Raw genomic sequence first — 25,163 nt, forward strand, 5'->3', positions numbered from 1 at the left:
CCCGCGGCGCCGACATACCCGCCCTCAGGCGGACATTGCGCAAGGCGACTCACACCACACACCCGGCAGACTTCACGCTCTCACCGCCGTAAAACTCGCACGAACCTGATGTGGATTCTCCTCCCGTCCCTGCTGCGCCATGCCGACCACCGAACCGACGATGGTGTCGCGCGCCGAACCTTGGTGCGGTTCGTCCGAGACGAGATACCCGACGAAGTCCCAATCCCACCGCGCGCCTTCGATCCGGCGGCTCCCCCGGAGCCGCAGCCGATAGGGCGCGCGCCCGGACACGTTTCCGCGGAGCCGGACGGACCAACCGTCGCCCGCAAGCTGGCCGGACAGGCTGTCGCCCGCCGCCGCCAGGCTTAACCTGTAGTCGCCCGGTGCCGGCTCGTCGCGGGATGCTCCCGGTTCCAGGGAAAAGCCGTGGCAACGCCATGTCCCGCCCATTGCATCGGCACGCTGCCGGGCCGCGTTGTCTTCGGGGCAAGGGACCGGTTGCCAATGCCCGCCCGGTGCGCGTCCGTCGCACAGCGGATCGCTTGTCGACACGCCAACCAGCACTCCGGCGGCTTCCCGCATCACGTCCGTCGTCTCGTCGAAGTCGACCAGCACATCCTCGGTGCGCTCCGGCGTCTTTCCGAGAATGCGGTCGAGTTCCGACGGGGTATCGGTCAGGCGCGTCGCACCGAAGGACATTCCATGAACCCGCTCGGCCTCGTCGACGACATATCTGTCCACGCATTGCGGCCATGTCGGTTCGACCGTCGTTCCATGGGCGTCATCGCCCGCCGACGTTGCACGCGACGTATCCCGCGCGTCCCGGACGCCCTCCCCGCCGCTGCGGGGGGCGACGCGACGCACGTCCATGTACCAGCGCGCGTTCGGGTAGGTGTCGAACAGCCATGCGATATTCCGAAGCTCCGGATGCTGTCCCGGTGACGTGGACATCAAGGCGGCCGGGGCACGCTTCGAACCGGACACGCTCGCAGCGCTGTCATCGTGGCCCCGCTGGAATACCCCTTGGAGGTCCTGATTGAACCCCAAGTCAATACAGCGGCAGGCCAGTCCGGCATGGGAATACCCCGGTTCGGCGGGGGCATCCGCAAAGAGTCCATCGGGCAGGTCCAGGTGCCTGCGGTCGGGATTGGCGCAAGGCAGAACAACGATCTGAAGCCGCTCGAAAATATCCCGGACGTTCTGGGCTTCGTAGATCGCCGGTCCGTAGACGAGCCCGGCCCCATTCGCGCGCGCCTTGAGCATATCGGCGGCGAGATAGACGAGCGCGTCCGGCGGCAGCCACCCGCCGGGGCACAGACCGCCGACCACGAAGACGGTTGCGCGAATTGGCGACCGGTCATCTCCCAGCACGAGCGCCCGGATTTCCTGCCCGTCGCCGCTCTTGTGCGGCATGGCAATCACCTCGACATGGTCGGGGTAGGTCTCTGCCAGCCCTTGCAGGCTGAGACCGATGTCATCGACGTTCTGGAAAGACATGGACTCTCACTCCTTCCTGTCAGCGCCGCCTGGGCGATCGGCAAGGATGACCCGCCGGGCCTCTCCATCCCGGCGCTCGAATCCGTTGCGGAATGATCGGCGCGCAGTGCCGCGCGTCAGCATCGGAACCTCGATGCATTTTGCACAGGTATTCGGTGCGGATGTCATTGCTTTCTCCCCCAGGTAGCGGCGGTACGAATAGTTGCGACGTTGTCCGGTCGCCCCGTCGCGCTCAGATCGCCGGTGCATCTGCCAGCCATGCCCGCCGTCCCGGTGTCCGACGGACGGCCCATGCATCACGCGGCCTCAATCCAAAGCGACCGGGGGAAAACGGATCGTGGCACGCGGGCCGCCCGTCGGTTCCAGCGAACGCGTACCGGCCGTGGCCGCGTCCGAAACAGCTATCGTTTCCAGGGCAATCAGCGACGCCCCGAAGTAAAGAATTCATGTCGATCACGTCCGAATCTCCGCTCTAAGCAGCAGCACTCCGACGGCCCTTGCCTATGGAACGAATGTCTCACCGCGACCGTGATGCGCCTGTGACGCGGGAGAATCGTCGCCCGTCGCGTGCTCTGCCCACCCCGGTAATGTTGCGCGCCGAAATCCCGCGCCCTGAATGCGGCCGGACCGCGATCGCGATGCAACTCCCGAGCCGCAATTTCCCGCGCCCGCATGCCCGGCGCGCGCCCTCGACAAGACGACTCTTTCCGCGATCACGCCGGCGCGCAGGGGGCCGTGGGTCCTCTGCGGCATGGATTGACAGAATCGCCACCGGCTCCCTAAACATTAATAGATTTCTACAAAACCTAGGATAATTCATTGCGACTCAGCGATTATCGCAGATTCAGCAGCTCCCGCCGGTTAACCGAGGAAGTCCCGAGATTTCGGTCACTTAGGGAGACTCTCACCGCGACAGCCGCAACTGCGCAATCGGCGACGGAGGCGCAGGACGCCCGCGCCTCGCATGTCGTCGTTTCCGGAGTTCTGGGAACAATTTCGCCGTTATTATTGGTTTGTCCAAACGATTTTATCACCTGGCGCCCATTTCGAAAAATCGTGACCGGAATCATGTCCGCGCTTTCGGAGAAAACGGACTTTATTGTTTGCGCGGATTGGCAATCCCCGGATGCGGAAACGAAACTCCGCGCCATGGTGGCGGATGCCGGCCTCACCATGGACCGGATCCGGCCCGTCGATATCGGCGGTCTGGAAGTCACGCCCTTCGCGCAGGACATCTGCGTTTGCCTGACCCCCCGCGACGCGGCCCCCGCGGATCGGTTCGTGTTTCTCGAACCGCTGGATTTCCAGCGCCGCGACGACCGGGAAATCTGCGACCGGGTGGGGGCGGCACTGTCCCACGACGTGCGTGCGTCGGGCCTGGAGTTTCAGGGCGGCAACCTGCTGTGCACCGACCGCCACATTCTGATCGGCGCGGATCATTTCGAGGCGAACCGCGAGGCAATGGCGCCCACCGATCCGACCGCCCCCGAACAGGCGGTTAGGATGGCCTTCAAGACATCTCTGGACGACACGCGCGCCCTCTTCCCGCTGGGTGCGCCGCAGGTTCCGGTCCCGCGTCCCATCGTCCGGCCCGGCGGCAGCCGGAAGGCGGTCCACTACATCCACCCCAGCGCCATCGGCCTCAACCAGCCGATCTTCCATATCGACATGTTCGTCACCCCGCTCGGCCCCATCGGCGGCATCCCGACCGCCCTGGTCGGCAAACCCACGCCGTCGCATCAGCACGGGCCCGAGGTCGACCTGCTCGCGGGCCTGCCGTTCGATACCGTGGTGCGGGCGCTCGAAAGTGCCGGCTACCGGGTCCTGCGCAACCCGATCACCACGGCGACGCTTCGCGCGAACGGGCAGCCCCGGCGCGTGCGGGACCTGTCGCCGTCGGACGATATCGAGGGGGCGCTCCGCGAGTCCGTGGTCGCACAAGGCGCTCAGCCGACCGATCACGTCGAGATTTTCGAACACCACATCCTCACCTGGAACAACGTGATCGTCGAAAACCGCGGCTCGTCCGGTTTGCATGTGGTCATGCCCACCTACGACCACCCGCATGACGCGGAATGCGCGGCGATCTACGAAAGCCTCGGCGCGCGGGTGTCCCGCCTTCCGGACATGACCCGCATGGTCGCGCTCCGGGGCGCCGCGCATTGCATGGTCCGCGACGTGGCACGCCACCATGAAACCGACGCGGACGTCGGGCCAAGGATCGCCTAGATGGACGCCGGCCGGACAGAGGCTTCAGGTCGCCCGACGCTGCACCTGTTCGGAACGCCGCATGCCGTGATTGGCACCGAAACGCACCCCTTCTTCGATCGCGCGGCACAGATCGTCGGCATCCTCGCGCTCGCACCGGACCAGATGCAGCGCCGTGCCCATGTCGCCGAAACGATCTGGGGCGACCCGCAGGCCGGCCTGACCAATCTGCGGCAGGCCCTGGCCCGGTTTCGCCGAAAATACCCGGCATTCTCGGCGCTGATCGAAGCGAACCCGAGCCGGTTACGGCTCGTCCCCGGGATCGTCGATACCGATGTTGCGGCGCTCCTGGCGCGTGGAACGGCCGCTGGGTCCGATGCGGCCCGGCCACTGCCCACGGGCGCGTTTCTCGATGGCGTTGATACGCCAAGCCATGCCTTCGAGGAATGGCTGCGCGATGCCCGCCAAACGCTCGACGGGCAACGGCTGCACCTGGCGTCTGCGGCACTCGATCAGGCAACGCGCTACGGCCATTGCGAGATGGCGCAATTCGAGCGGCTGGTGGAACAGCTCAAAGCCTTCGACGACGGCGGCGGTTCCGTCGACGCCACGATCGCGGAAGCCGCGCGTCGCATCGGCCTCGGCACGGTCGCGGCCTCCCCGGCGCCGGGGCCCGCCCCCGACACGTCGCAGCACGCCCCCCCGCCACGACTGGCCCTGTTGCGGCCGCAGGCAGATCGCTCTGTCGCCATTCCGCTGGAGCGTTTCGTCGGCGATGTGGCGGACCGCCTGTCGCGATTTCGCAGCTTCGCAACCCTGGCGCCGTTTTCCAGCTTCGCCATCGCGCCGGCGGACGTGGCCGAGGAAAGCGAGCGCCTGAACATCGCCTATGTCGCCGAAACGCAGCTCCGCTACGACGGCGACGAGCCGATGCTCGCAATCCGCCTGATCTCGGCCAGCGACGCGCGGATCGTCTGGGCCGCCGAGTTCTCGCTGGCACCGGAAACGCTCGCGGATAGCTGCAAGCGGCTCGCACAAACGGTCGCCGCGAGCCTCGCGGATCACGTCGAGGCGGATCTCGCCAACCGCGAACGCGCCGCAGGCGCCCCCGGCGCCTACCTTCACTTCCTGACGGGGCGTGAGCAGCAATTGCGGGGCGATCTTCCGGCCCTGAGGCGCGCACGGAATAGTTTCCGCGCCACGCTTCGGGCCGATCCCGGTTTTGCCATCGCGCGCGCGCGCATCGCCGAAACGCTGGTCATCGAGTGGATATTGCGCGGCGGAACGGACGGCGAGCTTCTGGCCAACGCCCACAACGAGGCGCAACAGGCGCGGCAGATCGACCCCGGCGCGGCCGAGGCGCATTGGATCATGGGCTCGACGCAATTGTACCGGCGGGAATACGATGCGGTGGTCTCGCATTTCGAGACAGCCCGCGCGCTGGCACCGCATTCCGCGGACCTGCTGCTGAATTTCGCCGACGCGCTCTCCCACCTCGATGCCCCGGTGCGCGCCGAAAGCCTGTTTCAGAAGGCCGTCGACCTGAACCCGATGCCTCCCGACCGCTATTGGTGGTTCGGGGCGAGCATCGCGCTGGCGCGCGGGGACTTCGACACGGCCGCAACGCGCTGTGACAGGATCATGGCCGAGGAAGTCGCCGTCGGAACGCGTACCACGTGCTACGCCCTGAACGGTCAGGACGAAAAAGCCGCCGCCTGGGCGCACCGGTTGCGAGACGTGTTGCCAAACACGACCGTCGCCGAACTGTCCGAGTTGATACCGGGTCCACAGGACACAGACCTTCATCGCCATTACCGGGAGGGCCTGCGAATTGCAGGCTTCATTTAAGCAAGGGAGAACCACAATGGCCAATACACTCGACGGAAAGTCATTCACGCTTTTCGAATACGCCGACACCGAGGAACCCGCAGTCTCTATGTGGGTTCATCTGCCCAGCCCGGACGACACGTCGAAGTCGCAACCGATCCAGTTGCTTCAGGACGATCTCGATCAGGCGACGGAGGACGAATTCGAAGTTCAGACCGAAGTCACAGCGCAGGCCGAGACAACGACCCTGCGTGACCTCGGCATTCTGGATTTTGACGCGGTTTTCCTGGAATCCATGCGCTGGCGCCACACCGACGTGGATCAGGAAGCCCTTGAGGCCGCGCTGAAAGACCTCGTGGCAGCCGCAAAAACCCTCACAAGCCTCGGGCTGAGCATCGTCGTCGGCTTCCGCACGAACGAAGACGAAGAGATGCCCCCTGTCACCATCCGCGCCACACGCGGATGACATCCCTGCCCTTCGAGCCAGCCGCGTTCGGGATAACGCGGCTGGCCGAACAGGGACAACTTTTGCCGTTTGGCCTGCCGGTCTGGAGCGCGCTCCGACCGGCAGCGCGTTCCTTCGCAGTCACGAACGGCAAGGGCATGACAGATGCGCAAGCGCGGCTGACGGCCGCGATGGAAGCCGTCGAATGCGCCTGCGCCGAAGCCTCCGAACGTCTCGTCACGCGGTGGGCGAGCATCGCGGAATTGCAAGCGGAAGGCGCGCCGATCCTCGACTTCGCCACGTGCCTTCACGTGCGCAAACCGGCGCTCGACACCTCCCACATACGCGGCTGGGTGTCCGGCACGGTGTGGTCCACCGGGGCGCCGATCCTGGCGCCCTACGAGGTGGTCGGCCTGGATTACCGCGCCAATGCCGGCTGGGACCGCGACAGTTTCGCGATGGTCTCGGGCGGGCTGGCGGCACATACCGATGCAGACGCCGCGCGGGCAAACGCACTCCGCGAGGCGATCGAGCAGGACGCGCAGGTTTTCCTGCGGTCGGTTCCGGGCTACGCCCGCCGCAGGCGCCGCCTCGACCCGCAGGCCGTCCTTCCCGAAAGCGTCGCGCCGTTGGTGGAGCGTCTCGCCGCCATGGGCACGTGGGTCGAGTTGATCGACGCAACAACGGACATTCGCGTTCCCGTGGTCATGGCGCTTCTGCGCGAGGCGGGCAACGGCGCCGCGCTGGATCGCCGGGCCGCCGGTTGCGCCTGCCGGGCATGCTATCCCGACGCCGCGGCGGCCGCGTTGCTCGAAGCCGTGCAAAGCCGCGTCACGGATTTCGCGGGGGCACGGGACGACATCGTGGCGGCAGATTTCGCGCCGCGCACGGGCGCCGAACCGCGCCCGCCACCGACATCCGCGACCCTGCCCCGGCAAAATGCGGGCGCATCAATGGCCGAACTCTGCGACGCGCTGGCGTCAGCCGGTCTCCCGCAGGTTCTCGTCTTCGACATCCGCCCGGAGGGACACCCGCTCCACTGCTGCAAGGTGCTCGTTCCCGGCCTCGAATGCCTCTCCGAAGGCCCGCGCCAGCCGCGCCGGGGGCGGAGATTCGCGAGCCGCGCCCTCGCGAGTGTGCTGCGATGAGCCGTTTCGTCTGTATCGGTCCGACAGCCCACGGCCTGCCTGAATCGGCCTTCCGGAGGGTCGCCAGGCACCCGCCCGCGGCCCGCGGCGACCTGCTGCGCCTCGTTGACGACGGCGCCACCGCGATCCTTCTGATCGATGGGCTCTACGGAGATCGTCCAAGCGTCTCGCACAAGGAAATCCTGTTCGCATTGTCGCGGGGCGTGGCGGTCATCGGCGCGGCCAGCCTCGGCGCCCTCCGCGCCGCCGAATGCGCGGCCTTCGGCATGGCCGGCATCGGCGCGGTCTTCGCCGACTACCAAAGCGGCGCCCGCACGAGCGACGCCGATGTCGCCGTTCTGCACGCCCCGGAGGCCCTGCGCTGGCGCCCCCTGTCGGTCTCGCTGGTCGACATCGACGCGACCCTCGATGCCGCAGCCGAACGGATCGGGCCCACCGAGGCCGCGCAGCTCGCATCGGCCGCGCGGCGCCTCCATTTCGAGCGCCGCCAATGGGACGCGGTCGTCGCGGCGGCGCAGCTGCCGCCGGATCGCATCCCGCTCCTGGAACGCCACCGGGTGTACCGCAAACGCGAGGACGCGCGCGCGGCGCTGGATCTGCTCCGCGCCGGTCCGGCGGCCCCGGTGCCGCTCGATTTCGAGCCCACGGACTGCTTCCTGGCCGACCTGCGCCGGTTCGCACCCGGCCTGCTGCGCCGCTGAGGCGTTACGGCCGCGTCACGCTCCCGCTGACACGCTCACGTCCAATGCAATGCCGGCCCCCCGGCGAACCCAGGAGAACAGCATGGACGACGAGCTCCGCCCCATTCCGGATGGCGCAATTCGCAAGACGATTGCCCAAAGGGTGCGGGACACGGCCACCGAAACGGCAGACCGGCGCACGGACGCCCTCGAACAGGCGCGCAATGCCGATCTGGACCTGGCGCTCGGATCGAACGCCCCCTGGGTGCCGGCCTGGGGCACCTTCACCAAGGGTCTCGCGCATGATGCATTCGGGCGCGTCAGGAGCACGGACCTGCGCGCGCTGATCGCCGCCCTGAACCAGGCCCCGGACGATGCGGGCCAATCCGGGGAATCGCCCTTTCCCGGCGTCTACAAGGGCCCCGGCGCAGGCCGCCCCGCGCGGTTCGATGCGCCGCTCTACACCGGCACCTTCGCGCGCCCGCAGGCCAGCCACAACGGCACGGCCCGCGCCTGGGAAAGCCCGCTCTGCGGCCATGTCTTCGACCTCGAAGGCGCGGATGCCGACCAGACCGCAATGCCGCCCGCCCCGGAACTGGGCTCCGCCGAGGTCACCGCCGAACTGGCCGAGATCTACTGCGCCGCGTTGCTCCGCGACACGCCGTTCACCGCGTGGCAAACGGACCCGGACGTCGCGCAACTCGTGGCAAAGCTCACCACCCTGAGTTTCTTCCAGCCCAACACCCCGCTTCCCCCCGACGCGGTAAAACGCAGGACGGCGCGCCTCGCGCAGGGCCAACTGACCGAGTCGGTGCTGTTCCGGGGCTCCACACCGGGCGCCAAGGCTGGCCCCTACATCTCCCAGTTCCTGCTGATCGGAAACGCGGAACGCCCCTCGCCCGCGGCCGAGACCGACGCCGACCCCCTCCCCGGCGATGCCTTCGCGCGCGCGCAGGTCTTCGTTCCCAAACCCGGCGACACATCCGCCGCCAACGCCGTCGCGGCGGCCGACGGGTTCATCCGCTACGGCATCCAGGCGATCTCGCAGCAATACATGGGGCACGCCGACGGGCTCGATCACATGACCGAATGGGCCAGCTGGCTGGATGTCCAGAACGGCGCGAACCGCAAGGACAATTACGACCATTATCGCGACAGCCCGAGGTTCATCTCGACGCCGCGCGATCTGGCCACCTACGTCCACTTCGACGCGCTCTACCAGGCCTATCTGAACGCCGTGCTGATCCTGCTCGGCATGGGCGCGGAAACCGATGCCGGCCTGCCGGAAGGCCCGGGAAACCCCACGCGGGACGCCTTCGCCACATTCGGCGGGCCGCACATCCTCACGCTCGTGACCGAGGTCGCGACGCGGGCGCTGAAAGCGGTGCGCCGGCAGAAGTACAACATCCATTTGCGCGCGCGCCCGGAGGCGCTGGCCGCCGCCGTCTCCCTGGCCTGGCGCGGCGGAGCGGCGGCCGACAGCCTCGGCAATCAGAAAACGGCCTGTATCGCGACGATGCTGGAGCTTGCCAATACCAGCCTGCTCACCCGCATCCGCGACCACAACATGGCGATGAACGACGCGATCTGGTCCCGGCAATTCGCGGTCGATCTCGGGCCGCTGGACGCGGCGCACAATGCCCTCCTGCCCATGGCGTTCCCGGAGGGCTCGCCGATGCATCCGTCCTACGGGGCCGGTCACGCGACCGTCGCCGGGGCCTGCGTGACGGTGGTGAAGGCGTTCTTCGAGATGTTCGAAACCCCGGTCGCACGCACCGCCTTCAACATCTACGACGTGGTCGACCGGCCGAAGGGCTACCCCGCCCTCAAGTTTCCCGCCGAACTCTTCGGCGCGGAGAAACACCTGTTGGGCGACAGCGCGCCGTTCGAGCCCGACCCCGGCGCTGACGGCACCCGGCTCCGCCGGTCCGGCCACGCGCCGGTGACCACGCAGGGCGAGTTGGACAAGCTCGCGGCGAACATCTCCATCGGGCGGAACTTCGGCGGCGTCCACTACTACACCGACTATTACGAATCCCTGCGCATGGGCGAACGCATCGCCGTGTCGATCCTGCAGGAACAGATGCTGACCTATCGCGAACCGGTCTTCATGCGCTTCACGAGCTTCGACGGCGACCGCATCATGCTCGCCGGCACCGGCGGCAGCCGCGGGCAGAACGACGCGCTGGTCTATGTCTGGGACGACCAGGGAACAGGCGGCGACGCCGCGAGCTACGAAAACTGGTGGAACCGTCATAGCTGAGGGGGTGGTGGCGCAGGTCGCTCACGATCACCCACGCCAGATTTGGTCCACGTTCCAGAACGAAACGCCCGGCCAGAGGGGTGGGCGAGAGACGCCCGATCAATAGGGGTGGGCCGGGCGATGGAGAACGTTTTCACAGAATGGTTCGGCGTAGGGCGGGCTTCAGCCCGGCGGCCCGCATCACGGTGTATGGCGGCCAGTCGGACGAAACCCCAGCCCATGATTGCTTCCATTCGCCGCGCGGCCTCGGGATTGCGTTCCCCCGGCTCCGGGCGAAACTCCCCATCACGATGGCAGAAACCGATCCCCTCGAACCCCTCGGATTGCTGCACCGGATTCGCCGGCGCCGCGAACGGCGCCGGCTCGAGCTGATCTACGAAAACCCGCGCGGAACGCGGAAGGGCTGGGCGCGGGCGCACCGCGGAATCGGCTACGCCCGCAGCGTCCTGTGGTCCGTGTTCTGGACCGTGGCCATCGTGTTCGGCGGCGCGGCCTTGGCAATCCACTTTCTTGCGTAACACCCGCTCTTCTAGGAACGGAGGGCAGCGCCCGGCCCGAGGGGTGGGTAGACCGGGCCTCGACGCTGCGGTTTTCCGGACACAGCGCAAACACCCACGGAACGTTGCCCGGCCGACCAGCCCGGGCCGCGCCCGACCCTCCCCCCGGGAGGGCGCATTGGCGATGCCGCACACCGCACAACCCGAGTCCGGGGCTTTGGGATAAAGCGGTGACCACACCCGTTCCGAAGCGCCCACCCAGGATCGGGCGCGGCCCTATGCGCCCCACTTCATCGCCGCAAAGAACCCGCGTGCGGTGCTTGTCGCGCCCGAACGCGCTGCCCGTCCTCGTTGGGAATTGCCCTTCGGACTCCGCGACCCCTTAACAGGTCGTGAATCCGGCCTCGTAACCCATTGAAATCATGAGGATCGAAATCTGTCTCACGATGAGACACCCGCGCAGTCGCCGGCTTCAGCTATCCATCTTCAAGGCGTTGATGAAGGCTTCCTGCGGGATGTCCACCTTGCCGAACTGCCGCATCTTCTTCTTGCCGGCCTTCTGCTTCTCCAGCAGCTTCTTCTTCCGCGTCGCATCCCCGCCGTAACACTTGGCCGTCACATCCTTCCGCATCGCCGAGAGCGTCTCGCGGGCGATCACCCGGCCCCCGATGGCCGCCTGGATCGGGATCTTGAACATGTGGCGCGGGATCAGCTCCTTGAGCTTCTCGCACATCGCCCGGCCCCGCATCTCCGCCCGGTCTCGGTGGACCATCATCGACAGCGCATCCACCGGCTCCTCGTTCACCAGCACGGACATCTTCACGAGATTGTCGGTGCGGTAGCCCTGCAGCTGGTAGTCGAAGCTGGCGTAGCCCTTGGTGACGGATTTCAGCCGGTCGTAGAAGTCGAAGACCACCTCGTTGAGCGGCAGGTCATAGACCACCATGGCGCGGGAGCCTGCATAGGTGAGGTCCTCCTGGATACCGCGCCGGTCCTGGCAGAGTTTCAGCACGTCGCCGAGGTATTCGTCCGGCACCAGGATCGTCGCCTTGATGCGCGGCTCCTCGATATGGTCGATATCCGCCGGGTCCGGCATGTCGGCCGGGTTGTGCAACTCGATGGTCTCGCCGGAGCGCAAATGGATCTGATAGATCACGCTGGGCGCGGTGGTGATCAGCTCGATGTCGTACTCGCGCTCGATCCGGTCGCGGATCACCTCCAGATGCAGCAGGCCGAGGAAGCCGCACCGGAAGCCGAAGCCGAGCGCGGCGGAGGTCTCCATCTCGTAGGAGAAGCTGGCATCGTTCAGCGCGAGTTTCTCGATGGCCGTGCGAAGATCCTCGAACTCGGCATTGTCCACGGGGAACAGGCCGCAGAAAACCACCGGCTGCGCCGGCTTGAAGCCCGGCAGGGGTGCGGTGCAGGGCTTCTTCTGATGCGTGATCGTGTCGCCCACCCGGGTATCGCGGACTTGCTTGATCGAGGCCGTGAGAATCCCGATCTCGCCCGGACCGAGCTCGGCAATGTCCTGCATCTGCGGGCGAAGAACGGCAAGCTTGTCGACACCGTACTTGGCCCCCGTCTGCATCATCAGGATGTTGTCGCCCTTGCGGATCACCCCGTCCATGACCCGGATCATGACAACGACGCCGAGATAGGGGTCGTACCACGAATCCACCAGCATCGCCTTGAGCGGCGCGTCGCGGTCGCCCGTGGGCGCCGGCAGCCGCGTGACGATGGCCTCCAGAACGTCGGGGATGCCAACCCCAGTCTTGGCGGAGATCAGGCAGGCGTCCGAGGCGTCGATACCGATCACATCCTCGATCTGCTCGGCAATGCGCTCGGGCTCCGCCGCGGGCAGGTCGATCTTGTTCAGAACCGGCACAATCTCGTGGTCGGCCTCGATGGCGGTATAGACATTGGCGAGCGTCTGCGCCTCCACGCCCTGCGTGGCGTCCACGACCAGTAGCGAGCCCTCGACCGCGCGCATCGACCGGGAAACCTCATACGCGAAGTCCACATGGCCCGGCGTGTCGATCAGGTTAAGGATATAGGTTTCTCCATCCTTCGCCGGATATTCGATTCGTACCGAATTCGCCTTGATGGTGATCCCGCGCTCGCGCTCAATATCCATCGCGTCGAGCAACTGCTCCTTCATATCGCGCTCGGCGACGGTGCCCGTCATCTGGATGAGCCGGTCGGCAAGCGTGGATTTGCCGTGGTCAATATGGGCGACGATGGAGAAGTTGCGGATATGGCTGAGCTCGGTCATGGGCGGGATATGATTTGCTTTGCGGACACGGTCAAGATGGGTTGCGACGGCGACGGTTCCCTTTGAGCGGCAGGGTGATCGCCGGGCGGTCGGTTCGGTCGCATCTGGCGTTGTCCCGGCCTTTCGCCGAGCATGCCGCGTGCCAATGTCGGACGAACCGGCACAACGCCGATGCATTGGCCCACCCGCCGAAGCTCCGACTGAAAGGGAGATACGCTTCCCCCCACATCGCGCGAGGCCGTGACACAATTGGTTTCTTACCCTGAGCCCTATTCAACTCAGAACACGATACGGAACCCGGGTGGGGGTGCGTCGGACAGGTCCTCCCGCTCCACGGCCGTCACATGCGCGCCCGGGGGGCCGTGTTCAATCGCGCGGATCATCTCGGAAACGCTGTCCGATGCACCGGACAGGACGGCGGATACCGTGCCGTCCGCCTCATTACTCACCCAGCCATCGACGCCGTGGTGCGATGCGGCCGCCTGGCACCAGGCGCGATAGCCCACGGCCTGCACCCGCCCGTGAATCCGCAATTTCACTACAGTGGATTCCATCGTCCCAGCCTCCTCTCCGGCCCGACCGGACCTGCCTGCTAGATCGCTTCCCTAGCACATAGTAGCAATAAACACGGTCGCTGGCCTGCGGCTCCTTCGGGGTGCGGGCGAGCACGGTGCCGGACGGTTCAGACTAAGGACCTAGCCTGAGGAATACGGGTCTGCGGGTGCGCGGCTGGCCGAAAGCGTCTGTTGCCGGCCCTGAACGAGCCCCTCGATGGCATCTGCAAGGTGGACTTCCTGGATGTTGTAGTCGCCTCGTTCCACCCGCAAGCGGTGCGCCTCGATCATTACGTCGCCGTGGGTGCAGCCTGCCGGAGGCTCGAACCGGTAGCAGGCAAGTTCGATCAGCAACCCCATCGGATCAGTGAAGTAGATCGAATCCATGAAGCCTCGATCCTTCGGGCCGGAATGGCGGATTCCGCGTTCATCCAGCCGCTCGACAGCCTGCGAGAAGGTTGCCTTGCTCACGTTGAAGGCGAGGTGATGCACACAGCCCGGCTCCGTTGGGGTGCGCCGGGGATCCGGCTGCCGCGTCTCGTTGGTGAAGACAGTGATCAGGCGCCCGTCGCCCGGATCGAAATAAAGATGCCCCTCATCGGGGTTGTCTAGGTTCGGCTGATCGAAAACGAATGGCATCCCCAGAACGCCTTCCCAGAAATCGATCGAAGTTTGCCGGTCGGCGCCGGTAAGCGTGATGTGATGCACGCCCTGTGCCTGCAACTTGCGCATGTCTGTCCTCCGCAACGTGTTCGAGGAATCGTAGCGCAGACATTCCGGATGGCAAAATGCAACCGGCGCCCCGATACAAGGGCGCCGGAAAAGGCTTGCGTGCGAATCGCCAATCGCGTGTCAGGCGATTGTGTCGCCGTCGTCGAAGATACGGATATCGTTGATCAGGATATCGGCGTCCTTGATACCGCGCATGACAATCTCCTGATCGCCGAAATCAAAGACAACCCGGCCCTTGACCACGTCGGCAAACTCGTTGACGACCTGTTTTCGGGTGAGGTCCGCGCCGTCCCAAAGACCGGCATGGAATGCCAGGGTATCGACGTCGTTCTCGAAATCCATGACCTTGTCGCGACCAGCCGCATCGGTAAACGCGATCACGTCCTGGCCGAGCCCGCCGGTGAGCTCGTCGTCGCCCGCGCCGCCGACGATCAGGTCGGCGCCCTTCCCGCCACCGATTGTATCGTCACCGCGCTGGCCAAAGAGCGCATCCGATTTGGATCCGCCCATTATCGTGTCATCGCCCTTGCCGCCCTTGAGCAGATCGCTCCCGTCGCGACCCTTCATCATGTCGTTGCCTTTATATCCAAGGGCAACATCATCGGATGAACTCAGCTTGAACGTGTCGGCACCGCTGAACATCTTCTGCAACAGTTGAACGTCGTCCTTGGTCGATCCCGTCTCCATCGCCGCGGTGATCTCCGCCGCGTCTATCGAGATCTTCTGGACCGCCCACATCTTGTTCCAGTTCTCGCCGTCCCAATACTCGAGAAACCAGCCGGTCACGGTCCCGCCGATCATCGCATTGTCGGTGCTTTCGCCGGCGTCACCTTCGGCGAGGATGTTCGCCCCGGCGAACTGCATGTTCAGGGAGACACCATCCTCCTCGAAGACGATGCCAAAAGCATCTCGGTACTTCGTGCCCCAGTACCGGAAAGGCTCGTTGTCGTAGAACGCGAAGCTCAGCGCATTGTCGAGTACGACACTGAAGTTGAACCCGTCCTGCCCGAAGAAATCCGCCGCACGCACGTTAGCCACTGGTATCTCCTAATTTTCGTCTCTGCCCCATCGCCGCCACAATAGCTATCAGCGGGTTCAAACGGGTGTCAAACACGGGCAAGTGAACCGGCACGCTTTCGCTGTCAATCCCCTGCGGATCCCGATGGGGTTCACGGTCGCGCGAACGAGACGCCTTCGCCCCCCCTGCTGCAGTGGTTTGCGGCAGTGGAAGCGGTTTTCTGCCGAGCGCATCTGCCCTCAGGACGGTTTCAGCGCCCGACTGCGCGCCGGCCGGAACGTCCGCCGAATCCACCGTCGAAGCGGCGTTTCGAAGAAGCGGAAGGACAACTCGCCAGACACCAGGGTCACTCCAAGGATCAATCCGATCAGAACGCCCGGCGGGAGCGTGAGCGGGTCAAGTCCGGTCGTCTGAGCAATCGTTGGAATCGCAAGGTAGATGACTGGTACATGCAGGAGGTAAATCGAATAGGAGATGCGTCCGAGCCAGCGCAGCGGCGGCACCGAAAGCACCCGCGCCACGTGGCCCTCGTCACGGCTTGTCAGCAGCACCACCGCTGCCAAAGGAAGAACGAGCACGACACTGAAGACCGCGTTGGCCATGGCGACCGCGACCGCGGCGAGAGCGCTAGCCAACACGATGCGGCGCGTGTTCGGCGTCATCAGGTCATAAATGCCCCGGTGCCGGTGCAGCAACATACCCAGTGCAAATCCCGGGATCGCCCGTTGCAGCATCGCGCCCTTATGCAACATGAGGCCACTGAATGCTGTCTCGAGCCAGGCGTAGCCAGCCACAACGAGCGCCGGTAACAACCAACTCGCCCCACGCCGCGCGGACAGCAGGAGCAAGGTCGGGAACGCGAGGTAGGCGGCCCATTCGCCACTAATCGACCAGGACGGAAAATTGAACGCCTCGAAATGCGCATAGGCGGGCGTCCAGCCGTGGACGAGCGCGAAACTCTTGGCGGCGTGGACCTGAAGGCCCGGGTCCGAGAGCTTCCCCTGCAAAAGGTACAACACCACCATCACGAGTGTGGTCGCGAAATGAAGGGGATAGATTCTTGCCAACCGGGCGACGAAGAACTCCGACATTGCCGCGCCGCTCGGCATCGCTTCCATGCGTTCGGCATAGACATGGCAAAGCACGAAGCCGCTGAGCACGAAGAAGAGATCCACCATGATGTCGGCGGAGTTGACGAAGGTCAGCGCGACATGGGTGACAGTCTCGGGCACGAAGTACTGAGCGAGGTGCATCAGCACTACCAGCGATGCCGCAATGCCGCGTATCGACGTGTGGCTCCTGATCTCCTGCATTCTGCCCTTCTACTTAGGCTCCTGGGCGTGCGCTGAGCGCGCGCAGCCGCCTGCACGCTCCGCTGCAACTCGTTGAACACGCAGCTTGTGGCTTTTGCATGACCGAGCCGAGCCTGTGCGAGGGCAGGTGCCGCCACGCCCGAGAGGCGGCGACCGGCGCACGGAGGGCCAACGCCGCGGAATCTGCGATACGCGCAACCGGGATGCAGACAGCGAATTCCCCAATGGCGTTGGTCACGTTTTGCGCGACGATGCCGCCTGGAGACACACGGGAGCCGTGGCAAGGCGTGGGCAGCGGGCGTCATGGAAATCAATCACTCGGCCGGGCAGACCTGTGGCCCGACACGCCCGCCGGGCGTTCAATCGACGTTTCCGAGCACGCTAAACATTGAAATCGGTCCGCTCTTCTGGCACCAATTGTCCATTGGGCCAGCATCGCGCCAAGACGGACGGCCCGCATGAAATCGAGGCAGAGCACGATGAAATCCCTAACGACATTCGTCCTAGCAGCGGCGCTGGCCGTTCCTGCAGGCGTTGTGACCACGCCTGCCGCCGAAGCCGGTTCCACGATCGAGCGGGCCTGCATGAAATCCAACCGACGGGCGGCCTCCAAACCGCTCTGCGGTTGTATTCAGCAGGTCGCCGACCAGATGCTGACGCGCAGCGATCAGCGAAAGGCAGCGAAGTTCTTCAAGGACCCGCACCGGGCACAGGAAATCCGTCAGTCCGACCGTGCGTCGGACGAGGCGTTTTGGAAGCGATACAAGGCCTTCGGCACCACCGCTGGCAACATCTGTCAGTAGAACGGATTGGCTCCTCGGCCGAATGGCCCTCCCTTCCAGCGCGCGGGACCGATTTGGCGCTCGGGGAACCAGTGACCTTCGCCGTCCGAATGCCTTACGGACGGCGTATAGGACCTGCTGCGCGAAGTTCCGACAGCAATCCCATGGCGGCGTGTTCCAGCAGCCTTAACACGACATCGAAACCGCCGTCGTAGTACGGATCGGGCACATCGACCCGTTCCGACGGCCCATAGCTGAGAAACAAGCGAACCGGGGTAGACGCACCTGCCGGCCGCAGGGCCTCGATATCTGCCTGGTTCTTTCGATCCATTGCGAGGATGAGGTCGAACCGATCGAAATCCTCCTCGCCGAATTGACGTGCCCGAAACGCGGACAGGTCGTAACCGCCCTTACGCGCCACCGCCTGCATCCGCCGGTCGGGCGGTTCGCCCAAATGCCACGCGCCGGTACCGGCACTGTCGAGTTCCACGTCGAGACCGGCGCGATCGGCAAGATGGCCGGTCACCGCCTGCGCGGCTGGTGAGCGACAGATGTTGCCGAGACAGACAAAGAGGACACGCGGCGCTGTGGAATGCGGGTTTTCGGTCATGGCGACTGCCTGCGCCCGGGTGCTTACGTGGTCAAGACCGTCTTTCGTATAGGCCCCTCCGCGGCGCTCGCTTGCTGATGACCCAGACAATTGTCGATTGCGGTGCAGTATCGCGCTTTTCGGCGGCATTGTATTGCGTGCGGCAACTGTTACCCGATCACGAAGCGACTTCTGCCGTGTGTCGCGTTGCCCTGCCGGTTCGTGTGATTCACAAAGGTCCGGCAAGGCCACCTAGCCATACGCGCGGTGGCTCACATGCGGGATGCGAGGTAGTAAGGGGGCATTCGATGCGCAAGATCGTCATTCTCACCGGAGCCGGCATTTCGGCCGAGAGCGGGTTGGGCACCTTCCGCGATGCTGGCGGGCTATGGTCGCAATATGATCTCGAAGAGGTGGCAACGCCGGATGGATTTGCGCGCAATCCCACGTTGGTGCATGATTTCTACAATGCGAGACGGGCAAATGCACTCAACGCCTCGCCCAATGCCGCCCATGCAGCGCTCGCCCGGCTGGAGCGGGACTGGCCCGGCGAAGTCGTGCTCATTACCCAGAACATCGACGATCTGCACGAACGGGCGGGACAGCGCCGGGTGATCCATATGCACGGCGAGTTGACAGGCGCGCTCTGCGCGGAATGCGGTGCCCATTGGCAGGCACCACCGGAAATGCACGCCGATGATCCGTGCCCCGAATGCGGCGCGGCGGCGACACGCCCCGACATCGTCTGGTTCGGAGAGATGCCCTACGACATGGACCTGATCGAGAAACACATTGTGAGCGCGGACCTGTTTGCCGCGATCGGCACATCCGGACAGGTATTCCCAGCCGCCGGTTTCGTGATGCAGGCCAATGCCGCGGGCGTTGAAACGGTGGAACTGAACCTGGAGCCGTCGGAACTGAGCGGGATGTTCGATGCCCGGCACGAGGGACCAGCGACCGACGTGGTTCCGACCTGGGTTTCACACCTGTTGGGGACGGCCTGATCCGCCGGCCCCGCCTGCGCCGGACTCGGGGCGCCAGCCCGGCCGGATCGCGACGGCCGGAAGCGCCGGCCCGAGCGGGTCGGCGCCTCCGGGCACGGGTCAGTGCGCCATGCCTTCCTTCGGCTGGCGCTTGAGGTCGATCGGGATCTCAACCACCTTGTCACCCGCCCTTTCGAACGTCAGCGTCACGGTGACGGTCTCGCCGTCGTTCATCGGGCCGTTCAACCCCATGAACATCACGTGGTCGCCGCCGCGTTTTAGCATGTGGGTTTCGCCGGCAGGTATCGGAAAGCCCTCCTCCACCTCAACCATCTGCATCACGCCATCGGCGCTGGCGATGTGCGTGTGAAGCTCCACTTTTTTGGAAACGTCTGAAGAGGCGGCAACAAGCCTGTCATCCTCCGTACCCGTATTGTGAATCTCCATGAAGGCAGCGCCGGATTTGGCGTTTGCCATGGCGGCACGCGCATAGGCGTCGTGGATCTCGATCTCGGCAAGTGCCGGGGTTGCGAGTGCGAGCGCCGCGCCAATGGCGGCGAGTTTCGTCGTGAGGGACATGAAAGTCTCCGTCTGAGTCGTATTCCGGTCTGGATGAAATCGTCGAACGACTCAGGCAGGGGGGGCGCGGGCGCTCCGGTTGCGCGGAGTTGAAGCATGAATAACGGCGGCCACGCGCGGCCAGTCGCGCCACGTCCGGTTCAGCGCGACCGGTGGGATTTCTGGCGGGCTTAGCGCGGTGACCGCCCAGAACGACATGGCGGCATCCGGGCAAAGCGTCACCGATTCGACCGGATTGCCCTTGCTGTCCAGCGTGACGGTCACGATACCGTGGCCCGTACAGATGACCATTTGGCCGGCAGCCGGCGCCTGACCGCGTGCCATGCCGAACCCCAGGGCCGAGAGGCCGAGGCTGAGCACGAGCAAGAGGGAAAGGGCGCGTTGGCGAGTCATCGCCTGCACCCTATTTGGGCAAATTCATGATGGGAAGGGCAAAGAAAAAGCCCCGCAGGTGGCGGGGCCTGTGGCGGATCTTCTCCGCTCAGTGCGCGGTGGCCAGATCGGTCACCGCGTCCGCATCGCGCAGTTAGGCCGCTGCGGCCTTGGCGATGTCTTTCTTGATCTTCAGCGCCTTTGCCGACAGGTCCTCGTCCTTGGCCTTCGCCAGAAAGGCATCGAGCCCACCGCGATGGTCGACCGACCGCAGAGCGGCAGACGAGATCTTCAGCTTGAAGGACCGCCCGAGGGCGTCAGAGATCAGCGTCACATCCTGCAGGTTCGGCAGGAAACGACGCTTGGTCTTGTTGTTGGCGTGGCTGACGTTGTTGCCAACCATCGGGCCTTTACCGGTCAGTTCGCAAACACGCGACATGGTTTCTTCCTCGACGTTCGTATGACAAATGGGGCGCAACCCGGGCCAGGGTAGCGGCCGGGGCGCCCCGAATTCCGTTCGGGCGTTTAAGGGCATGCCGGCGGCGGTGTCAAGGCGATTCCCCCACGCAAGCGATGCGTGCCGGTGCGAACCGTCGAAACGCCAACGACTTGCCGGTCCTTCCCCCACCGGGCAGGATGCGACAGCCCCCGTGATCGGGGCCGCAAGGAGGACGCACATGAGTTTGCAGGCCGAGTTGCAAGCGCTCTTCGACCGTTACGCGGCGGCCTATCGCGCCGCTGATACGGAGGCATGCGCCGCCGTTTTCGCCGAAGATGCCGTGTTGATCTCGCCCTTTGGCCCGACGGCGGTCGGTCGGGCGGCAATTGCCAAAACCCATGGGGATTGGGTGAACGAAGACGCCGAGGGCAAGGAGGTCGCCATCACTGCCTGTGGCGGCGGCGGCGATTTCGCCTGGTGCCTCGCCGCGTATCGCGAGGGCGATCACGCGGGGGATGGCACCTCGCTGAACGTGCTGGAGCGGCAAAGCGACGGCCACTGGCTGATCCGGGTGTGCAGCCTCAATGCGACCTTTGCGGAAAACACGCCTGGCTAGTCACCAACCGACTGGCCGACATCGGATCGATTCGATACTTCCGAAGCCACCGGAGTGGCGATGATTTTCAAGGGAGTGGCACGGAATGGTGGCGACGATCCCGGTATTTGACGGGCACAACGACCTGCTGCTGCGACTGCAACAGGCGCCGGCGCGACGCGAGGCGATCTCGCTCGAAGGAGGTGCCGGCGGGCATCTGGACCTGCCGCGGATGCGCGAAGGCGGCTTCGCCGGTGGGCTATTTGCCATCTTTGTCCCCTCGCCACGCGATCCCGACGCGCCAAACCTCCTCGAAGCGATGGCACAACCGCCCTACGAGATTCCTCTGCCCAATCCCCTGCCCTTGGAACAGGCACAGCCAGTTGCAATCGCCGCTGCGGGCCAGATGCTGTGGATGGCACGGTCTGCGCCCGACGATTTCGCCCTATGCCGAACCACCGCGGAGATCCGCGCGGCGATGCACGCCGGACGTATCGCCGGGGTGATGCACATGGAAGGCGCCGAGGCCATCGGACCGGACCTCGACGCCCTGCATGTCTTTCATGCCCTGGGGCTGCGGTCGCTGGGGCCGGTATGGTCCCGGCCAACGGTTTTCGGTCACGGCGCGCCTTTCCGGTTTCCCGGCGATCCGGATGCCGGCCCCGGGCTGACCGAGGCCGGCAAGGCATTGGTGCGAGAATGCAATGCACTGAAGATCGTGGTGGACCTCTCCCACCTCAACGAGGCCGGTTTCGACGATGTGGCCGCGATCAGCGACGCCCCCCTGGTGGCCACCCATTCCAACGCCCATGTCCTGAGCGCCTCGCCGCGAAACCTGACCGACCGGCAGCTTTCGGTCATCGCCGAAAGCGGTGGGTTGGTGGGCCTGAACTTCGCCACCTTCTTCCTGCGTGCGGACGGCCGGGCCGCTGCCGATTGTGGATGGGACCCGATGCTGCGCCACCTGGACCACCTGATCGACCGGCTCGGAGAGGATCACGTGGGTTTCGGCTCGGATTTTGACGGCTGTGTGGTGCCCGACGTGATCGGCGACGTGTCGGGCCTGCCATCCATGCTCGCGGCCCTGCGGGCGCACGGATACGGCGATGCGCTTTTGCGCAAGTTGGCTCATGAGAACTGGCTGTCGGTCCTAGAGCGTAGCTGGGGCGCGTGAGGCCGTGACACTGCGAGCAACACGGGATTGTTTTGCGTGACCCTCCAAGGAATGCCCGAACGGCCGCGTCTAACCATCCGACATGCGCATGACAACCGATGACGATGCCCTCGCCCGGGCCGCCGCAGGCGGAGATCGGGACGCCTTTGCCGCCCTTCTCGGGCGGCATTACGACCGGCTGTTCGCCTTCGCCCTTCGCCTGACCGGACACCGGGCAGAAGCCGAGGACCTAACGCAGGACATCTGCCTCGCCCTGCCCGCCAAGCTGCGCGGCTTTCGCGGCGACGCGCGGTTCACCACGTGGCTCTACCGGGTCGCCGTGAATGCCGCGCATGACCGCCGCCGCCGAGCCGCCACGCATGCGAAGGCCGCAGATGGGTGGGGCGACTGGGAAGTGGCCCGTCGCGCGGCCGATGCAGAGACGCAGGACGCGACCGGGTGGCTGGCACAGGCCATGACCGCTCTGAAACCCGACCTGCGCGACACGGCCATACTCCTCCTTGCCGAGGAACTGACACAGGCAGAGGCGGCTTTGGTGCTCGGCATTTCGGAAGGAACGGTCGCCTGGCGGATGTCGGAAGTGAAAAAGGCCCTGCGCGCCCGCGCCGCGGAGGAATTGTGATGACAGACGAAATTGACCGCCTGACCAAAGCGCTGAAATCAGACCTTCCCAATGCCGACCCGGCACGGAAGACGGAAAATATCGCCGCCGCGATGAACGCGTTCGACGAAGAATTCGCACATGGCATCCAAGAGATCGCCCCGCCCGTCCGTCCCACATCCGAGCGCGGGTTTCTCGCGCGGTTTCTCGACGGAGGTGAGAGGATGCTGAATGCGATGACAAGTCGCGCCAGACTTGCGGCGACGACGGGATTGGTGACAGCCGGGCTGGCGATGCTGCTGGTGCTGCCGCAGGAGGGCGTTTTCGGGCCGACGCGCGACGACACGCTGCCGGAACTCGCGGCCGATACGCCGGTGGCGCGCGCCATTGACCGGGAACAGGTATTGGATCCTGCCGCCGATATGGCCCTTACCGAACGCGCCTCGCCAGCTGGCCTCAGCCTTGCCGATGCCCCGGAGGCGGCACTTGAAGCCAGCCCTGCACCGATGGCGGATGGCGCGCCGCGGCTTGCGGCGCGAACCGTGGCCAAACAAGCCGCACATCCTTCACAGGAAGTCGCGTCTCCCCGTCCAGGTGGCGGCACCGAGACCTTCGCAAATGGAGCCCCAAACTCACTGAAGATCGCTGCCGAGGAGCCCGTCTCGACCTTCTCGGTCGATGTGGATACCGCGGCTTGGTCGGTGGTGCGCTCCTCGCTGATGGCAGGACAACTGCCGCCGCGCTATGCCGTGAGGGTCGAGGAGATGGTGAATTACTTCCCCTATGACTATCCGGCTCCCGAGCCCGGTGGCGCCCCCTTTGCGGTTTCCACCACCGTCAGCCCGACACCATGGAACCCGGACACGCAACTGCTGCAAATCGGATTGCAAGGCACCCTGCCGGCAATCGAAGACCGCCCCGCCCTGAACCTGGTGTTCCTGATCGACACTTCGGGCTCCATGCAGGGGCCGGACCGGTTGGGCTTGCTCACGCAATCCTTCCGGCTGATGCTGGGCCAATTGCGCCCGGAAGACCGGGTGGCGATCGTTACCTATGCCGGCAGTGCCGGAGAAGTGCTGCCTCCCACGCCAGCCGGCGACCGCGGTACGATCCTCGCCGCTCTCGACCGGTTGCAAGCGGGCGGCTCCACAGCCGGACAGGCAGGGCTGGATCAGGCCTACTCGGTCGCCGAGGGAATGGCCGGCGACGGCGCGGTAACGCGGGTGATCCTTGCCACTGACGGCGATTTCAATGTCGGCCCATCCGAGCCGGACGCGTTGAAGGCCGATATCGCGCGCAAGCGCGAGGGGGGGATTTACCTCTCCGTGCTCGGTTTTGGCCGTGGCAATCTAAACGACGCACTCATGCAGGTCCTTGCCCAGACGGGCAATGGGCAGGCGGCCTATATCGACACGCTGGCCGAGGCACAGAAGGTCCTCGTGGACCAGCTCACCGGCACGCTTTTCCCCATTGCCCAGGACGTCAAGATCCAGGTGGAGTTCAATCCGGCGGTGGTGGCCGAATACCGGCTCATCGGCTACGAGACCCGCGCGCTCGCACGCGAGGATTTCAACAACGACCGGGTGGATGCGGGCGAAATCGGCGCCGGCCATCAGGTGACGGCGCTCTACGAGGTGACGCCGCTCGGATCGCCGGCGATGCTTTCGGATCCGCTACGGTACGGATCGAGTGCGTCGCTCGCAGGCGACGACACGTCGGACGAGCTGGCCTTCCTGCGGCTGCGTTACAAATTGCCGGGCGCGGATGCGAGCCGCTTGATCGAGCACCCCGTACCGGCGACGGCAATCGCCTCCGCCAGTGAAACGGCGTTCGCCACGGCAATTGCGGGCTTTGGCCAGTTGCTGCGCCAAAGCCCCTACCTCGGCAACTGGAGTTGGGACGAAGCCATTGCACTGGCCGAAGCGAACCGTGGCGCGGACACATACGGTTATCGCGCCGAAGCCGTGCAACTCATGCGCCTTGCTCGGTCGCTCGGACAGGCGCAATAACCGGCGGCGGCTCGTTCGCGCGAAATGGAGTATCCGCACTCAGGCCGCGCAACCGTATCCAGAAACAGAAAGGGCGCGCCGCAACCCTGCGACGCGCCCCGGTATGGTGTTCTTTGGACCAGAAGGTCAGGCTTCGACCGTCTCCGCCTCGATGGCCTTGCTGCCGCCGGAAATCTCGATGCGGCGCGGCTTCAGGGCTTCCGGCACTTCGCGCACGAGGTCGATATGGAGCATTCCGTCCACATGGCTGGCACCGGACACGCGCACGTGATCGGCGAGCTGGAAGCGGCGCTCGAAGGCGCGAGTGGCAATGCCGCGATGCAGGAAGGTCCGCTCCTTGTCGTCCTCTGCCTTGCGGGCCGAGACGATCAGGGCGCCTTCCTTCACCTCGACCGACAATTCGGCTTCGGTGAACCCGGCGACGGCGATGGAGATGCGGTAGGCATTCTCATCGGTCTTTTCGATGTTGTAGGGCGGATAGGTGGGGGCGGAAACCTCGGTTTCCATAACCCGGTCCATCATGTCGGCGATCCGGTCGAACCCGACGGTGGCACGATAGAGCGGCGAAAAATCAAGTGTACGCATT

Annotated in this window: 24 protein-coding genes; 13 read left to right on the forward strand and 11 right to left on the reverse strand. The window is 65.3% G+C overall.

Going from position 1 to position 25,163, the window contains the following annotated elements; all coding sequences use genetic code 11:
• Nucleotides 1-72 precede the first annotated feature (72 nt).
• The gene (locus ARC39_RS14605; protein ID WP_068115549.1) at nucleotides 73-1,497 is read right to left on the reverse strand and encodes a M14 family zinc carboxypeptidase; all 1,425 of its coding nucleotides are present in this window, start codon (nucleotides 1,495-1,497) and stop codon (nucleotides 73-75) included.
• 1,056 nt (nucleotides 1,498-2,553) lie between these two features.
• On the opposite strand from ARC39_RS14605, the gene ARC39_RS25635 reads away from it, so the two are divergent.
• The 7 genes from ARC39_RS25635 to ARC39_RS14640 all read left to right on the forward strand — a co-directional run bounded on the left by ARC39_RS25635 (nucleotide 2,554) and on the right by ARC39_RS14640 (nucleotide 10,586).
• Complete coding sequence (locus tag ARC39_RS25635) at nucleotides 2,554-3,726, forward strand: hypothetical protein (RefSeq protein WP_068115550.1); 1,173 nt, start codon at nucleotides 2,554-2,556, stop codon at nucleotides 3,724-3,726.
• Complete coding sequence (locus ARC39_RS14615) at nucleotides 3,727-5,553, forward strand: hypothetical protein (RefSeq protein ID WP_068115551.1); 1,827 nt, start codon at nucleotides 3,727-3,729, stop codon at nucleotides 5,551-5,553. It begins immediately after the preceding gene.
• A 16-nt stretch (nucleotides 5,554-5,569) separates the two neighbouring features.
• Nucleotides 5,570-5,998, forward strand: coding sequence for a hypothetical protein (locus ARC39_RS14620; RefSeq protein ID WP_068115552.1), 429 nt, complete (start codon nucleotides 5,570-5,572; stop codon nucleotides 5,996-5,998).
• Nucleotides 5,995-7,125, forward strand: coding sequence for a YcaO-like family protein (locus tag ARC39_RS14625; protein WP_068115553.1), 1,131 nt, complete (start codon nucleotides 5,995-5,997; stop codon nucleotides 7,123-7,125). The genes ARC39_RS14620 and ARC39_RS14625 overlap by 4 nt, the downstream gene beginning before the upstream one ends.
• Nucleotides 7,122-7,826: a TfuA-like protein gene (locus ARC39_RS14630; RefSeq protein ID WP_068115554.1), complete on the forward strand. Its 705-nt coding sequence runs from the start codon at nucleotides 7,122-7,124 to the stop codon at nucleotides 7,824-7,826. Before ARC39_RS14625 ends, ARC39_RS14630 begins: the two co-directional genes overlap by 4 nt.
• Nucleotides 7,827-7,908: 82 nt before the next feature.
• Nucleotides 7,909-10,068, forward strand: a complete 2,160-nt coding sequence (locus ARC39_RS14635) for a vanadium-dependent haloperoxidase (protein WP_068115555.1) — start codon at nucleotides 7,909-7,911, stop codon at nucleotides 10,066-10,068.
• A 140-nt stretch (nucleotides 10,069-10,208) separates the two neighbouring features.
• On the forward strand, nucleotides 10,209-10,586 hold the full coding sequence (locus ARC39_RS14640; protein WP_068115556.1) for a hypothetical protein: 378 nt from the start codon (nucleotides 10,209-10,211) through the stop codon (nucleotides 10,584-10,586).
• A gap of 451 nt (nucleotides 10,587-11,037) precedes the next feature.
• On the opposite strand, the gene lepA is transcribed toward ARC39_RS14640, so the two are convergent.
• The 5 genes from lepA to ARC39_RS14665 form a co-directional block, all read right to left on the reverse strand.
• The gene (gene lepA / locus ARC39_RS14645) at nucleotides 11,038-12,837 is read right to left on the reverse strand and encodes a translation elongation factor 4 (RefSeq protein WP_068115681.1); all 1,800 of its coding nucleotides are present in this window, start codon (nucleotides 12,835-12,837) and stop codon (nucleotides 11,038-11,040) included.
• Between the two features lie 278 nt (nucleotides 12,838-13,115).
• Complete coding sequence (locus ARC39_RS14650; RefSeq protein WP_068115557.1) at nucleotides 13,116-13,391, reverse strand: acylphosphatase; 276 nt, start codon at nucleotides 13,389-13,391, stop codon at nucleotides 13,116-13,118.
• Nucleotides 13,392-13,532: 141 nt separating this feature from the next.
• On the reverse strand, nucleotides 13,533-14,123 hold the full coding sequence (locus tag ARC39_RS14655; protein ID WP_068115558.1) for a VOC family protein: 591 nt from the start codon (nucleotides 14,121-14,123) through the stop codon (nucleotides 13,533-13,535).
• Nucleotides 14,124-14,243: 120 nt separating this feature from the next.
• The gene (locus tag ARC39_RS14660; RefSeq protein WP_149866436.1) at nucleotides 14,244-15,161 is read right to left on the reverse strand and encodes a calcium-binding protein; all 918 of its coding nucleotides are present in this window, start codon (nucleotides 15,159-15,161) and stop codon (nucleotides 14,244-14,246) included.
• A gap of 219 nt (nucleotides 15,162-15,380) precedes the next feature.
• A complete protein-coding gene (locus tag ARC39_RS14665) occupies nucleotides 15,381-16,454 on the reverse strand; it encodes an acyltransferase family protein (protein WP_068115560.1) in 1,074 nt (357 codons plus the stop codon).
• Nucleotides 16,455-16,912: 458 nt separating this feature from the next.
• Here ARC39_RS14665 and ARC39_RS14670 point away from each other — a divergent pair, with 458 nt between their 5' ends.
• Nucleotides 16,913-17,257 carry a hypothetical protein gene (locus ARC39_RS14670; RefSeq protein WP_236545272.1) on the forward strand — a complete coding sequence of 115 codons (345 nt, stop codon included), beginning with the start codon at nucleotides 16,913-16,915 and terminating at the stop codon, nucleotides 17,255-17,257.
• Between the two features lie 94 nt (nucleotides 17,258-17,351).
• Here ARC39_RS14670 and ARC39_RS14675 read toward each other — a convergent pair whose 3' ends face one another.
• Entirely contained in the window at nucleotides 17,352-17,846 is a 495-nt protein-coding gene (locus ARC39_RS14675) for a low molecular weight protein-tyrosine-phosphatase (RefSeq protein ID WP_068115562.1), read from the reverse strand.
• A 287-nt stretch (nucleotides 17,847-18,133) separates the two neighbouring features.
• Between ARC39_RS14675 and ARC39_RS14680 the strand changes: the two genes are divergently transcribed.
• Nucleotides 18,134-18,829, forward strand: a complete 696-nt coding sequence (locus tag ARC39_RS14680) for an NAD-dependent deacylase (RefSeq protein WP_068115563.1) — start codon at nucleotides 18,134-18,136, stop codon at nucleotides 18,827-18,829.
• A 99-nt stretch (nucleotides 18,830-18,928) separates the two neighbouring features.
• Here ARC39_RS14680 and ARC39_RS14685 read toward each other — a convergent pair whose 3' ends face one another.
• From ARC39_RS14685 to rpmB, 3 genes are all read right to left on the reverse strand, one after another.
• Nucleotides 18,929-19,387, reverse strand: a complete 459-nt coding sequence (locus ARC39_RS14685) for a copper chaperone PCu(A)C (protein ID WP_068115564.1) — start codon at nucleotides 19,385-19,387, stop codon at nucleotides 18,929-18,931.
• 51 nt (nucleotides 19,388-19,438) lie between these two features.
• Nucleotides 19,439-19,780 carry a hypothetical protein gene (locus ARC39_RS14690; RefSeq protein ID WP_068115565.1) on the reverse strand — a complete coding sequence of 114 codons (342 nt, stop codon included), beginning with the start codon at nucleotides 19,778-19,780 and terminating at the stop codon, nucleotides 19,439-19,441.
• Nucleotides 19,781-19,913: 133 nt separating this feature from the next.
• Nucleotides 19,914-20,198 (reverse strand): 50S ribosomal protein L28, encoded by a 285-nt coding sequence (gene rpmB, locus ARC39_RS14695; RefSeq protein WP_068115566.1) that lies wholly within the window; start codon nucleotides 20,196-20,198, stop codon nucleotides 19,914-19,916.
• Between the two features lie 238 nt (nucleotides 20,199-20,436).
• On the opposite strand from rpmB, the gene ARC39_RS14700 reads away from it, so the two are divergent.
• From ARC39_RS14700 to ARC39_RS14715, 4 genes are all read left to right on the forward strand, one after another.
• Nucleotides 20,437-20,814: a YybH family protein gene (locus ARC39_RS14700; protein WP_068115567.1), complete on the forward strand. Its 378-nt coding sequence runs from the start codon at nucleotides 20,437-20,439 to the stop codon at nucleotides 20,812-20,814.
• 85 nt (nucleotides 20,815-20,899) lie between these two features.
• Nucleotides 20,900-21,967, forward strand: coding sequence for a dipeptidase (locus tag ARC39_RS14705; RefSeq protein ID WP_068115568.1), 1,068 nt, complete (start codon nucleotides 20,900-20,902; stop codon nucleotides 21,965-21,967).
• Nucleotides 21,968-22,055: 88 nt separating this feature from the next.
• Complete coding sequence (locus tag ARC39_RS14710) at nucleotides 22,056-22,589, forward strand: RNA polymerase sigma factor (RefSeq protein ID WP_068115682.1); 534 nt, start codon at nucleotides 22,056-22,058, stop codon at nucleotides 22,587-22,589.
• Nucleotides 22,589-24,577, forward strand: a complete 1,989-nt coding sequence (locus tag ARC39_RS14715) for a vWA domain-containing protein (protein ID WP_068115569.1) — start codon at nucleotides 22,589-22,591, stop codon at nucleotides 24,575-24,577. The genes ARC39_RS14710 and ARC39_RS14715 overlap by 1 nt, the downstream gene beginning before the upstream one ends.
• Before the next feature lie 126 nt (nucleotides 24,578-24,703).
• Here the strand turns inward: ARC39_RS14715 and ARC39_RS14720 are convergent, their stop codons facing one another.
• Entirely contained in the window at nucleotides 24,704-25,162 is a 459-nt protein-coding gene (locus ARC39_RS14720; RefSeq protein ID WP_068115570.1) for an Hsp20 family protein, read from the reverse strand.
• Nucleotide 25,163 lies beyond the last annotated feature (1 nt).

The organism is Tropicimonas marinistellae, assembly GCF_001509585.1.
GTDB classification, from domain to species: domain Bacteria; phylum Pseudomonadota; class Alphaproteobacteria; order Rhodobacterales; family Rhodobacteraceae; genus Tropicimonas; species Tropicimonas marinistellae.

Excerpts from the sequence above, each read along its gene's own strand:
- ARC39_RS14605 (WP_068115549.1), bottom strand. The coding sequence starts at position 1,497 with ATGTCTTTCCAGAACGTCGATGACATCGGTCTCAGCCTGCAAGGGCTG.
- ARC39_RS14615 (WP_068115551.1), top strand. The coding sequence starts at position 3,727 with ATGGACGCCGGCCGGACAGAGGCTTCAGGTCGCCCGACGCTGCACCTG.
- ARC39_RS14620 (WP_068115552.1), top strand. The coding sequence starts at position 5,570 with ATGGCCAATACACTCGACGGAAAGTCATTCACGCTTTTCGAATACGCC.
- ARC39_RS14625 (WP_068115553.1), top strand. The coding sequence starts at position 5,995 with ATGACATCCCTGCCCTTCGAGCCAGCCGCGTTCGGGATAACGCGGCTG.
- ARC39_RS14630 (WP_068115554.1), top strand. The coding sequence starts at position 7,122 with ATGAGCCGTTTCGTCTGTATCGGTCCGACAGCCCACGGCCTGCCTGAA.
- ARC39_RS14635 (WP_068115555.1), top strand. The coding sequence starts at position 7,909 with ATGGACGACGAGCTCCGCCCCATTCCGGATGGCGCAATTCGCAAGACG.
- ARC39_RS14640 (WP_068115556.1), top strand. The coding sequence starts at position 10,209 with ATGGTTCGGCGTAGGGCGGGCTTCAGCCCGGCGGCCCGCATCACGGTG.
- lepA (WP_068115681.1), bottom strand. The coding sequence starts at position 12,837 with ATGACCGAGCTCAGCCATATCCGCAACTTCTCCATCGTCGCCCATATT.
- ARC39_RS14650 (WP_068115557.1), bottom strand. The coding sequence starts at position 13,391 with ATGGAATCCACTGTAGTGAAATTGCGGATTCACGGGCGGGTGCAGGCC.
- ARC39_RS14655 (WP_068115558.1), bottom strand. The coding sequence starts at position 14,123 with ATGCGCAAGTTGCAGGCACAGGGCGTGCATCACATCACGCTTACCGGC.
- ARC39_RS14665 (WP_068115560.1), bottom strand. The coding sequence starts at position 16,454 with ATGCAGGAGATCAGGAGCCACACGTCGATACGCGGCATTGCGGCATCG.
- ARC39_RS14670 (WP_236545272.1), top strand. The coding sequence starts at position 16,913 with ATGAAATCGAGGCAGAGCACGATGAAATCCCTAACGACATTCGTCCTA.
- ARC39_RS14675 (WP_068115562.1), bottom strand. The coding sequence starts at position 17,846 with ATGACCGAAAACCCGCATTCCACAGCGCCGCGTGTCCTCTTTGTCTGT.
- ARC39_RS14680 (WP_068115563.1), top strand. The coding sequence starts at position 18,134 with ATGCGCAAGATCGTCATTCTCACCGGAGCCGGCATTTCGGCCGAGAGC.
- ARC39_RS14685 (WP_068115564.1), bottom strand. The coding sequence starts at position 19,387 with ATGTCCCTCACGACGAAACTCGCCGCCATTGGCGCGGCGCTCGCACTC.
- ARC39_RS14690 (WP_068115565.1), bottom strand. The coding sequence starts at position 19,780 with ATGACTCGCCAACGCGCCCTTTCCCTCTTGCTCGTGCTCAGCCTCGGC.
- rpmB (WP_068115566.1), bottom strand. The coding sequence starts at position 20,198 with ATGTCGCGTGTTTGCGAACTGACCGGTAAAGGCCCGATGGTTGGCAAC.
- ARC39_RS14700 (WP_068115567.1), top strand. The coding sequence starts at position 20,437 with ATGAGTTTGCAGGCCGAGTTGCAAGCGCTCTTCGACCGTTACGCGGCG.
- ARC39_RS14705 (WP_068115568.1), top strand. The coding sequence starts at position 20,900 with ATGGTGGCGACGATCCCGGTATTTGACGGGCACAACGACCTGCTGCTG.
- ARC39_RS14710 (WP_068115682.1), top strand. The coding sequence starts at position 22,056 with ATGACAACCGATGACGATGCCCTCGCCCGGGCCGCCGCAGGCGGAGAT.
- ARC39_RS14715 (WP_068115569.1), top strand. The coding sequence starts at position 22,589 with ATGACAGACGAAATTGACCGCCTGACCAAAGCGCTGAAATCAGACCTT.
- ARC39_RS14720 (WP_068115570.1), bottom strand. The coding sequence starts at position 25,162 with ATGCGTACACTTGATTTTTCGCCGCTCTATCGTGCCACCGTCGGGTTC.